The following is a 12212-nucleotide window of genomic DNA, read 5'->3' on the forward strand; positions in this document are numbered from 1 at the left end:
ACTATCATGACCCATTCCACTTCACTTACGTTTACTAATCCGATTCTGGAGCAACGCGCAGATCCGTGGGTGTACCGCCATACAGACGGCTACTACTACTTCTCCGCATCCGTTCCTGCCTACGACCTGATCGAAATTCGCCGCGCGAAGACGCTGGAACAACTGCGCGAAGCTACACCGGTGGTCGCATGGAGAAAACCAGCGAATCGCGCCAACATCTGGGCACCGGAAATTCATTATATCGATGGCAAATGGTACATCTACTACGCTGCTGCACGCACAACCGAAACGAACGATGGCTTATTCGATCATCGCATGTATGTACTCGAAAATGAGTCCGCTAACCCACTGGAAGGCACATGGGTAGAAAAAGGCCAGATTCGCACCAAATGGGAAACGTTCGCGCTCGATGCGACCACGTTCGAACATAAAGGCATCCGCTACCTCGTGTGGGCGCAAAAAGACCCGGATATCGTCGGTAACTCCAATCTGTACATTGCCCAAATGGAAAACCCGTGGACACTGCGCGGTGAACAGGTGATGATCGCGACACCGGAGTACGATTGGGAAATTATCGGCTTCAAGGTAAACGAAGGTGCGGCTGTGCTGCATCGTAATGGTCGATTGTTCATTAGCTACTCCGCCAGCGCAACGGATTATAATTACTGCATGGGTTTGCTGACTGCGGATGAAAACGCCGATTTGCTTAATCCAGCTAGCTGGACCAAATCGCCAGAGCCGGTATTCCAGACCAATGAAGAGAATGGACAATATGGACCGGGGCATAACAGCTTTACCGTATCGCCTGATGGGGAAACTGATATTATGGTGTATCATGCGCGGAATTATAAGGAGATTGAAGGCGATCCGCTGTATGATCCGAACCGTCATGCTCGTGCGCAGGTGGTGAATTGGAAGGCGGATGGGACGCCGGATTTCGGGGTGCCGGTGCCGGATGGACGGGGTTAAGTTGAAATAACAGCGAAAATTCGGAAGCATTAGTGATCCAATTTATAAACGTATAGCTTTCGCAAACTATTTTGTTGAATATAATCATAAGTAGCTGTTCTAAATAATATAAGTCCCCATGTGAGTGTGAATTGCTCGCATGGGGACTTATTCGAGTGTCTATTTATAAACTTTGTTTTTTGAACTCGTTTTTAACCATCTCTAACAACTCAGCCTTATTCAATCGTATAGAATCAGTATACTCCCAACGGAAATAGTAACTAAGTGATTGGGCAACTTCTTCCCAAGTTTCGCCTTGAATATCTGATAAAATTCGGTTGATTTCTTCAGTGATTACTTCAAAATCTAACGTATTCATTATAAATTTATTCGTACCAAGAATTACATTTTTCTTTTCTTCTCTTAACTCTCTTTCTAATGCTTTTGGACTTATGATACCAAAATCAAAATTATCCTCACCCTCAATTCCTTCCATTCCAATACATGCTATTCCTGATAAATAAAAATCATCACCAATATCTTCGGTTTCTGTGAATTGTAGTTTCCCATAGATATTAGGATTTCCCGTAATAATAAGATCTTTTAATATCGGTTTGATCAAGATCTTCATCTCCCTGTATTTAGAATGTGATATGAATCAAGGCCATTTGCCTGCTATCCTTTAATATCATTGTCAATGTCATATCACATGACTGAACACCGCACTACACGACCTCTGTACCCTGCCCATTAACTACAAAATGCTGCTGCTCTGTCCTCATTAACAAACGCCACAGCTCTGCATCAGACGTTTCATGGATGAACGATTCAAACTGATACCCATTTGAAAAAGTTATCGTAAACCCACCATAATGATCAGCCATCATTCGCTCTACTGTCCGTTTCATCGCATTCAAATGAACGTGTATTCTCACCTTCTCATCTAATGCGCTCATCCCCGCTACATCCCATTCCAAAAGATCGGGATCTCCGCTATAATCTGAACGCGGTCTATACACATCGGCTGATCCCATCACAATTTTCTGCTCATACGTGATCCGCCAGGGGCACTGCATATGTAGTGCATAGCTCGCCACGGGTTCAGGCTGTTGCGATTCGACAACTCCAAACTGAAACCATACCAGATCGGCTGCTCTGCCTATGTCCAAAATCGAAAGCTGCTGTAACAGGCTTAAATGTTTATGTATTTCGCTTTGCATCATATATGACCTCCATATCTTACTTTCATCAGAACTAGGATGACCTTCTTTTTAATACATGTTAGCTTTTCATTCCTTCACCTTAAAATTCTTTTTAATTTCAGGCAGTATGGTATAGGAAAAATCCTCCCTATTCGTAAATCCTACATAGTGATCATAATCATCTTCTTCATTAATCAAATGATTTTAGGCCTTTGATTTCCTTCATCCCAGTACGATATCGTTTCTGCCCAGGGTAAAACCCAGTTGGAATTGACGAATAAACATCTGTCTACAATAAACTTCTGCGTATCTGCATCATACAAATGCAGATTTCTCTCATAAAAGGAAAAGAGCAATAGCGAATGATCTGCTACGAATAAATGGAGTAATAGCGCAAGCTTCTCGTCTGTTTCATGATGTTTGATCACACCATAGGATGGCTTAAAAATAATTTTTAAAAGGATCACCTATATAATTAAAGTGGAAATACGTGGACAATTTTTTGAATCTGATCAGAAAATATACATTCGTAGTAAAACGAAGCATCACCCTATTCATTTTTAATGTATTCATTCAACTCATGTAGCACCGAATTAATAACAACTTAAATCGTTTACGTATAAAAGAACGTAAGCTGCCAATTCAACTTCGGTTGGCACCATGTTTGCTTCACAACTTAATTACCGTTGGAATTGCTTTATAGCCTTTAAGTTGATTGTTCCTCCATAACGCTTCCACCTCAGAACCGCCTACATTTATACCCAAAAACGAAGGATCAAAAAATAGTTCCTGCTTATTCAGTAATACTAATTTGAAAACATCACAGATTACGCGTGCTTCGTGTTCCTCCATATTAAACAAGACTATTTCTGAAACGATGTTATCTGATAATGGATTATGAAATACAACATTACTAATTCTTGATTTGGCCGGAATAAAATTTTCAACATCAATGTCAATGTGAATATCATCAACTACAGTAAGTGAAAGTTTAGAAAACTGTTCCATTTCCTCCACTTTAATAATTTTATTTCCGAACTCGAGAAATAGACATCTCATACTGGCAATGAACTCAGTAAGTTCGTTTTCTTCTGCGTAGACAAATCCTACCAGACATATATCATCGAACACATGAGTCTTCATCATATTTTTGATTTGTTCTAATGACATGTATGACCTCACTTATAGGTTATGCTGCATTTCCTTTCAAAATATATTGACGATGCAACTACAATTAGAGTTGCATTGAAGAATCCACTTAGCTTTTCAATACATCATTTCTCCTGTAATTACACCTAATTTGTAACCGTTCCAAACGAACTCATCCCAACCCATTCCATGATAAACACACATCATCCTCCCGCTACATTTTTTGCAACTACGATAATAGATATGCTATGGTGTAATAAACATTTTTTTACATTAATTATATGTTATTCATACCTATATTTGATGAGACCAGCTTCTTCCATCAAATCATCATTTCATTCCAATATCTTTCACGATTCAAATCCCAATGAAAAAGGGTGCATAAGTCAGGAGGATATTCATGCTTATTACCTTAATGCTAATTGGGCAAGTTGCTTATATGTCTCAAGCCCCTCTATTTTTAAAATCTCAGAAATTATATGAATACGGCTATCTTGCACTGGATCTACTGTTTATACTGTTGATTGTACTTGGTTCTATGGGGAAAGTTGCGATTAGCGATAGTACGCTTATCATTATCGGGATTTTATTATATCTACCTATATTTATTAAAATTTTAAAACAGACGAATAATCGGCGTTCATCTTCTAATCGATAACGTGCGGCTATACATAATTTTCAAATATCCTTTATTTTTATGTTTGTTGTTGCTGTTGTACTTATAACAGTTGTTCCTGATATACCTATAGTAAAAGAAAAGAAGCTCCCCTTATCCGGGTAGCTTCTTTTTCGTATCGTTGAGGAACATCTCTACATTCATCTATTTAAGCTAAACTTACTATGCCATGTTTAAAAGGCAGTGTAGCTCTTCTTACTCCCCACCCAGCACTTGCTGCACCGCATCCACCACATCACCACTCAATTTAACCCCCGAAGCCCCTGCATTCTGCTCCACCTGCTCCGGACGGCTCGCGCCTACAAGTGCACTCGACACATTATTCTGACGCAAAATCCATGCCAGTGCCAGATGGGTCAATGACAGGCCAGCTTCATCAGCAATTGCCTGTAGCTTACGTACCTGCTCCAATCGATCTTCGGTGATCCGTTTATCATCCCAGCCTAGCTTGGCAGCGCGGCTATCGGCTGGAATATCGGTTGTAGACGTATATTTCCCTGTCAGCAAACCTTGAGCGAGCGGCGAATATACAACCTGACCGATGCCATATTTTTCGCCAAGTGGAATCACTTCTTCTTCAATATAACGATTGAACATATTATACACGGGCTGGTTGACGACGATGCGATCCAGCAGATAACGATCTGCAACGCCTACAGCTGCCTGCATTTGAGCAGCTGTCCACTGGCTGACACCTACATACAGCACTTTGCCCTGACGCACCAGATCATCCAGTGCACGTAGCGTTTCTTCGATCGGACTTTCTGGGGAAAAGCGATGGCAATAGTACAGATCGATATAGTCATGTCCGAGACGCTTTAGACTGGCATGACATTGTTCCATAATATGCTTGCGAGACAGGCCATGATCGTTCGGTCCATCGCCCATATTGCCAAACACTTTCGTCGCCAGCACATACGATTCACGTGGATATTCCTTCAGCGTCGCACCGACGACCTTTTCGGCTTCACCGCGCTCATACACATTGGCTGTATCGAAAAAGTTAATACCTAACTCATACGCTTTACGGATCGACTGCACTGCATTTTCGCGTTCTACATAGCCGCCGTATGTAAGCCAGCTACCGAGGCTAATCTCACTCACTTTGAGTCCACTGCCACCGAGTCTTCTGTAGTTCATTGTCATTGCTTTTCCCTCCCATATATGTAATTAGATTAGTTGCAGATGTAAGCGTCAACCCCATTGCTGATGCAAGCCATCTTCATTTTGCTCTGTACATCGCTTTTACCAGCACCACGTATACGCTTACAGCAACGTTCCTTACTTATTGTAGTAGTGTCGATGCCGATTAGGCAAGCTGCGCTTGTGTTTATATGTATATAGGCCTATTTTACTGGAGCATCGAGCAGATCATCGATTAGCATGTAAACTTCGCTTGAATCTTTCCGTCTGCTGGCTGCGTAATATAACAGACAATTGTTGCAGCCCTTCTTTATTCCAGCAAACTTAAAAGGGACTTTCTATTTAACGATGCTGTATTGCTACTGTCGCATACGATCATTGGGATGGAATACGTCGGTTTGAGCAAATCAGGGTTCTGGGACATGGCAGTATACATATAGCCTATTCTCATGCTCATTGCCGATTCAGTCTTATGTTACCTCTCCATCCGTCTCGACTGCCGTTGTTCTAACCTTGATCATTCCAGTTGCCAGTATCTACAGCAGTATCATTACACATTTGTACATTCACTATTTGCTCTATTCGCACTTCATACCTACACTACATTTTATTCAAGGGGGATACTCTACATGCTGCAAAACCGCTTTTTCCGCCTCGGTGCGGGCGTTGCACTCATCTTACTCATTATTTATCTCGGTACGCTGGTCGACTTTATTTTCGTACCGATCCGCTCACTCATTAGTTTAACGATTGTACCTTTATTAATTACAGCCTTTCTGTACTATCCGCTGCGTCCGCTGGTGAATTATTTAGAAAAGAAAAAGCTGCGACGCTCCTGGTCGATTTTACTGCTGTATCTGCTAGTCGTTGTTATTCTGGTCGTATTCAGCATCATTGGCTGGCCGACACTGCGTGACCAGGTGAAAAGTTTCATTACGAGCGCGCCTGACTTTACACGAAGCATTATCGCGCAGGTGCAAATGTTGGAGAAGCAACCATTTGTCCAGCAATTTATGCCTGCTGGCAGCAGTGCCAATAGCTCGGAAATGTTGCAAAAGCTAACCGAGTATCTGAATACCGTGTTTGATTGGCTGTCTGTGCATATTTCGGGCATGTTCTCGTTCGTCTCGAACTTTGTGCTCGTTGTCGCGACGGTACCGATCATGCTCTACTATTTGCTCAAGGATGACCGCAAGTTGTCGACTCGCTTGCAGCAACTGTTTCCAGGCAAATACCGTGAAGATGGCAAAACGATGCTGAGTGAAATCGACGATGCATTGAGCAGCTTTATCGCGGGGCGTGTACTCGTCAATTTTGCGCTCTGTGTACTGCTGTATATCGGGTTTCTGATCATTGATCTGCCGTACTCGTTGCTGCTTGTGTTTCTTGCCTTTTTCCTGAACTTTATTCCGTATATCGGGGCGATTTTATCGGCGGTTCCAGTGGCGATCGTCGGTCTAATCGAATCACCGATGATGGGCGTATGGTCGATCGTAATCGTCATTGTGGCTCAATTGATTCAAAATAACTTGCTGGAGCCGATCATTTTCGGTAATCAGCTTGATATTCATCCATTTACGATTATCGTGCTATTACTCGTTGGTGGCGATATGGGTGGTATTCTCGGCATGCTGCTCGTTATTCCGATCTATATGGCAGCCAAAATTAGCGTCGTGCATCTGTATCGTATGTACCTCAAACAAAAGGTTAGCAGTGAATTAGAATGAATACAGAGCGGAGTGACCAAGCGAGATCGCTGTCACTCCGGTCTTTTTTTGTGCGGTTCGGCTAAAACAGGGTCAACAACATCCGATTCCATAAATGCAATTTTATGGTCAAATATTCGGTTATCTCGGAAATGATATGGTTAATAGGGTTATGCGATGGCCATCGTGACCCGTCTTTCCATGGAAGACATTATTGTCGATGTCTGGCAGTATGAGGTTATAGCATATAGCCCATTCGGTAGAGCAGCTCTTCTACATACACGTAGTGCTGCCGTATCGGTGTGACTGTCCAGATACCAAACAGACTTTAAGTGAAATCACCATACCCGTACAAATCCTGACCTAACTTCAAGCGACATCATCATGCACAAGGAGGCGTTACATTATGTTCTTTCACATTAAAGAATTACAATACACTGCCAAACCGGATAAGCCAGATCCAGTCTATGCGCGTAAGCTGCAAGAAGTGCTAGGTGGACAATATGGCGAAATGTCCGTTATGATGCAATATTTGTTCCAGGGCTGGAACACACGTGCAGATAGCAAATACCGCGATATGCTGCTCGATATCGGGACCGAGGAGATCGGTCACGTCGAAATGCTGGCAACGATGATTGCCCAGCTGCTGGACGATGCTCCACTGGATCAAGTGGAAGCCGCAGCTAAAGATCCTGCGATTGGTGCCATACTGGGTGGTATGAATCCGCAGCATGCGATCGTATCCAGTCTGGGCGCCCTTCCATCCGATAGCGTTGGTTATCCGTGGAACTCGCGCTACATCGTAGCGAGCGGCGATCTGCTGTCCGATTTCCGTGCTAACCTGAATGCCGAATCACAAGGACGTCTGCAAGTGATTCGTCTGTATGAGCAAACGACTGACCCCGGCGTGCGTGATCTGTTATCGTTTATGATCGCACGCGACACGATGCACCAGAATCAGTGGCTGGCAGCCATTTCCGAGATTGAAGCGAAGCAGGGCACCATCACACCAGCTTCTTTCCCGCTTGAACTGGAAAAACGCGAAGTCGCGCACCAGTTTATGAACTTCTCGCAAGGTGAAGAGAGCGCAGCCGGACGCTGGGCAAGCGGCCCATCGATGGATGGTACCGGTACATTTGAATATGTACAACAGCCAAAAGCATACGGTCAGGCACCTATTCTCAAACCAGCTCCTGATATTATGCACTCTCGTCCAGAACAGGCACCAAGCATTATTAATGTGGGCACGTTAAGTAAATAATAGATGATCCATAATACCGCATTTTATGCACGCACAGGCATCGGTTATTTTGTTTATAACGGGAAATCCCACTATATATGTATATACAATGGTGCACGATATTCCAGACGCAATCTCACTCGTTATAATAAGATATCCAGCTAAGGTGCTGTATAGAAGTTGCCTATATGAAGTACCGAATATTATAAAAAAGTAGCCGCCTTCTCAGCATAGAACTACTGCTGAAAGAGCGGTTACTTTTTTATCTACTTATCTTCAAATATGCAGTTTATCCGTCTTGCTTTAAAAGGAACAAGTTACTGCTTACGTGCAAGTCTTTATTTATGGTGCTTGATGTTTTGATGCAAACGCAAAGAACTCAGGTAAGAAAACAGGGAGTAAGGAAGACTTACCGTGTTAGCGACTTGCTAACATAGATTTCAATGAAAATGAATTTGGCAAAGCAAAATATCTTACAGCCTTGTAGGAGCAAAAATCTTCATCCTTTCCTCATCCAAAAGATTCCCGCCGCTCTACCTGATCTCTGATCCAACCTAGGCCATGCCTTATTCTGTGCCGGAAGTAGTATGCCTCCCATCCGCAAAATTAGCTAACCACGATCAATGCACATCACTCACAACTAGCGGCTCATACCGCGCCACCCCACTACGATAGGCCGCCTCCATCACCGCCAGCCGAATACGCTCTACCACCCGCACATCAAACACATCGGGAATAATATAGTGCTCATTCAAATCAGCCGGATCAATCACCGATGAAATCGCCTGTGCTGCCGCCAGTTTCATATCTTCGTTAATATCGGTCGCCCCACAGTCCAGTGCCCCACGGAAAATACCAGGAAAACACAGCACATTGTTAATCTGATTCGGAAAGTCCGAGCGCCCTGTCGCTAATACACGTACAAAAGGAGCTGCGATGACCGGATCGATCTCTGGCACCGGATTTGCCATCGCAAATACGATACGGTCATCCGCCATACTTTGCACATCGCTCAGGCTCAGAATATTTCCGGCAGATACGCCGATAAACACATCTGCACCTCGGATCACTTCAGATAATGCACCTCTTTCACCATGCGGATTAGACATAGCGGCAAGCTCATTCCAATGCGGATTATCGTATTCCATATCGCGGCTAATCGCTCCATGACGATCTACACCGATTAGCTCAATAGCGCCCGCTTTGAGCAGCATTTTCGCTACAGATAATCCGGCTGCACCGAGACCGTTAACGATAATTCTCGATTGTGCTAGCGTTTTGCCGCATACTTTGAGCGCATTCAACACACCAGCGAGCGACACAATCGCTGTCCCATGCTGATCATCATGAAAGATTGGGATATCCAGCTCTGCGCGCAGGCGAGCTTCAATTTCAAAGCAGCGTGGAGAGGCAATGTCCTCTAAATTAATACCGCCAAATGTAGGTGCGATCGCTTTCACAATCCGAATAATCTCTTCGGTATCTTTTGTGTCCAGACATACAGGCACCGCATCCACACCAGCAAACTGCTTGAACAACGCTGCTTTGCCCTCCATCACAGGCATCGCCGCATGAGGGCCGATATCGCCAAGTCCCAGCACAGCTGTCCCATCCGAAACAACGGCAACGGTGTTTTTTTTCGTCGTTAGCTCGTATGCCTTGCTCTGATTACGTGCAATCTCCTCACACACCTGCGCCACACCGGGTGTATACACTTTAGCAAGATCTTCTTTGTTGACGATCGGGTGCTTGAGCATCGTTTCGATTTTGCCGCCTTGATGCAGTTCAATGATATCTCCGAGAATTCTCATGATGATTCCCTCCACAAATGAATAGGTTGTTCGCTCTGACGGAGCGACAGTACGATGTCTATCTCTATAGTTTATATTTCTATTTCAGTAGATATAACTGTTCTCGGTTTCGATCTCATCACGAATTCAAGTCCGAATGTAAGTGGATACCCGTTTCCTTGTATTGCAAAAAATAGGTCATACAGATTCCTTTCAAGAACGGATCAGCCTCCCCACATCGATAACAGCAAGGTCGCAATCACGACCGTTAATGCGCCGCCAATCCGAGTGGAAATTTGTGCAAATGGCATCAGTTCCATTCGACCGGAAGCTGATAAAATCGCTACATCGCCCGTTCCACCGAGACCACCACGACAGCCTGTTACAATCGCAGCTTCGACCGGATACATGCGTACCCATTTACCCACTACATAGCCGCTAACGATCATCGCCATAATGACGGAAGCACATACGAGAATGTACGGAATGGATAGGATCGCTGCTACATCACCGAGTGGAATGTACAAAATGCCCAACCCCACCATAATCGGCCAGGTCAGCGTACCGGAGACGAATTTGTAGAGCTGGTATGCGCCCTGCTCGATCGATTTTGGCAGTAGATTCGTTACTTTGAGAATTGCTGCACCGAAAATCATCAAAATCGGTCCCGGAATGCCTACAAATGGTGACAGCAAATGCCCGGTAATGAATAAGCCACAGGCAAACAGCAAGCCTGCCCCCATCAGCGCAAAATCGGGCTTTAATCCGTCGTACACACTGCCGCTCATCGTTTGGCCGTATTTCTCTCGGACGAGTACGCCGTTGCCGGTAATCGCACTATTTTTATCTGCCATTTTCTTGAGTACACCGGCACCAATAATCGCAAACACGTTCCCGATCACTGCCGCTGGTATCATTTGAGCGACATAGCTTGCCGACTCACCGCCGAGAATTTGTGAAAATGCAATCGATAGCGGCAAAATGCCCTCGCCCACACCGCCCGCAATAATTGGGACGATAATATAGAAAAAGGCATGGTAAGCACTGTAACCAAACATGATCGCTACAGCCAGACCAGCAGCGACTGCCGCCAGTGTCCCGGCAATCATCGGGATAAAAATGCGAATAAAGCCGTGGATCAATGTTTTGCGGTTCATGCCGGTAATACTACCTGCCACCAGACACGATATATACAAGTACAAAAAGTTGGATGTTTTCATCAGCGTATGCACCGAGTCGATGACCGGTGGATTCAGCACATGCCAGAAGACGAGGAACGAAGGGACCATGAGCGACAGAATCGCGGGTCCACCGATATGTTTGAGCAGAGGGAGCTTAAATCCAAGCTCACTCAGCAGCACGCCCATGACCATAATGGTAGCAAGACCGCCGATCATATCGTTAGGCAGATGACCTAGCGCAGCCGCCGCAAAAACGATTATTGCCATCAGCACATATAAAGGTAGCGGAATCGCTCCGATCTTAATATGTCCAAGCTGCTTGAGCCAGGCAGGAAGCTTGAACTTGCCTTCGTTAGCCGAAAGATGTCGTTCTTCCGCATGCGTATGAATCGGATGCTGAATTGACTTTTCCATCTTTTGTTTACCTCCTTTATCAGGCAAGCGTTCTGTCTATCGCTCGATGCTTGCTCTGTACAGATTTATAGTAAACTTTTTGAAAGCGCTTTAATATTTTTCTAAGTATCGATATCTTTTTTAAACTTTTTAAAGTGAGCCACAGGTTTCAAATGAGAATATGACTGGGATTTATTGAAAGTATAATTATAATCATAGAAAAAGGAACAACGCCTTGCATGGTAGCTGTGAGCGCTCTTTATAGTTTCATATTCATAATTTGGTATTTTCATGTATTTTTTAGGTGTAGTTTTAAATTTAGGATTTATACAGAGAGCTTTTTCAAATATAGGAGTAAAGCCACAAGAATCTTTTGGATTAGTAGTAAACAAAGACTCTCACTATCATTTTCTTGCACTGAATGTATAGAAGATACTTTTAACGATTTTAAGAATGTTATACATAGTTAATACTGAGTATTTATCATAGTTGTTCTGCATGACATACACTTTCATCCCATAATCAGCGCTACTTACTTTAAAATGTCGTTTTCCATCCATAGATGCCAGTTTTCTTTTAACAAAACAATCTTTCCCTCGATTGCTTGATACAGTAGTGTAGAATTGAAACAATGAGGCCGTATTCCTTTGCTATGATGACTTTAAGCTGAACTTATCATTTGTATTTTAAATTCAATAAAAAATGTTTAATTTTGTTGTTCGAGTGTTGTGGAAATTCAATCCTTCGACATAATAAAAAATAAAATGAAATATATTGTATACAA

Annotated in this window: 10 protein-coding genes; 4 read left to right on the plus strand and 6 right to left on the minus strand. The window is 43.6% G+C overall.

Annotation, left to right across the window (positions count from 1 at the left end):
• Positions 1–6: 6 nt before the first annotated feature.
• Positions 7–969 carry a glycoside hydrolase family 43 protein gene (locus AAHF22_RS11470; RefSeq protein WP_347325141.1) on the plus strand — a complete coding sequence of 321 codons (963 nt, stop codon included), beginning with the start codon at positions 7–9 and terminating at the stop codon, positions 967–969.
• 163 nt (positions 970–1132) lie between these two features.
• On the opposite strand, the gene AAHF22_RS11475 is transcribed toward AAHF22_RS11470, so the two are convergent.
• From AAHF22_RS11475 to AAHF22_RS11485, 3 genes are all read right to left on the minus strand, one after another.
• Positions 1133–1570: an Imm8 family immunity protein gene (locus AAHF22_RS11475; protein ID WP_347325142.1), complete on the minus strand. Its 438-nt coding sequence runs from the start codon at positions 1568–1570 to the stop codon at positions 1133–1135.
• A 103-nt stretch (positions 1571–1673) separates the two neighbouring features.
• Positions 1674–2168, minus strand: coding sequence for a hypothetical protein (locus AAHF22_RS11480; RefSeq protein WP_347325143.1), 495 nt, complete (start codon positions 2166–2168; stop codon positions 1674–1676).
• 651 nt (positions 2169–2819) lie between these two features.
• Positions 2820–3320, minus strand: coding sequence for a hypothetical protein (locus AAHF22_RS11485; protein WP_347325144.1), 501 nt, complete (start codon positions 3318–3320; stop codon positions 2820–2822).
• Between the two features lie 379 nt (positions 3321–3699).
• Between AAHF22_RS11485 and AAHF22_RS11490 the strand changes: the two genes are divergently transcribed.
• Positions 3700–3957, plus strand: coding sequence for a hypothetical protein (locus tag AAHF22_RS11490; protein WP_347325145.1), 258 nt, complete (start codon positions 3700–3702; stop codon positions 3955–3957).
• A gap of 213 nt (positions 3958–4170) precedes the next feature.
• Here the strand turns inward: AAHF22_RS11490 and AAHF22_RS11495 are convergent, their stop codons facing one another.
• A complete protein-coding gene (locus tag AAHF22_RS11495) occupies positions 4171–5115 on the minus strand; it encodes an aldo/keto reductase family protein (protein ID WP_347325336.1) in 945 nt (314 codons plus the stop codon).
• Positions 5116–5747: 632 nt separating this feature from the next.
• Between AAHF22_RS11495 and AAHF22_RS11500 the strand changes: the two genes are divergently transcribed.
• Both AAHF22_RS11500 and AAHF22_RS11505 read left to right on the plus strand, forming a co-directional pair.
• Complete coding sequence (locus tag AAHF22_RS11500) at positions 5748–6845, plus strand: AI-2E family transporter (RefSeq protein ID WP_347325146.1); 1098 nt, start codon at positions 5748–5750, stop codon at positions 6843–6845.
• Between the two features lie 385 nt (positions 6846–7230).
• Positions 7231–8085 (plus strand): manganese catalase, encoded by an 855-nt coding sequence (locus tag AAHF22_RS11505; RefSeq protein WP_320543546.1) that lies wholly within the window; start codon positions 7231–7233, stop codon positions 8083–8085.
• Between the two features lie 599 nt (positions 8086–8684).
• On the opposite strand, the gene AAHF22_RS11510 is transcribed toward AAHF22_RS11505, so the two are convergent.
• Positions 8685–9875: an NAD(P)-dependent malic enzyme gene (locus AAHF22_RS11510; RefSeq protein ID WP_347325147.1), complete on the minus strand. Its 1191-nt coding sequence runs from the start codon at positions 9873–9875 to the stop codon at positions 8685–8687.
• A 203-nt stretch (positions 9876–10078) separates the two neighbouring features.
• Positions 10079–11449 (minus strand): 2-hydroxycarboxylate transporter family protein, encoded by a 1371-nt coding sequence (locus tag AAHF22_RS11515; RefSeq protein ID WP_347325148.1) that lies wholly within the window; start codon positions 11447–11449, stop codon positions 10079–10081.
• Between the last annotated feature and the right edge of the window lie 763 nt (positions 11450–12212).

It is taken from the genome of Paenibacillus wenxiniae, from assembly GCF_039822605.1.
Lineage (GTDB): Bacteria > Bacillota > Bacilli > Paenibacillales > Paenibacillaceae > Saccharibacillus > Saccharibacillus wenxiniae.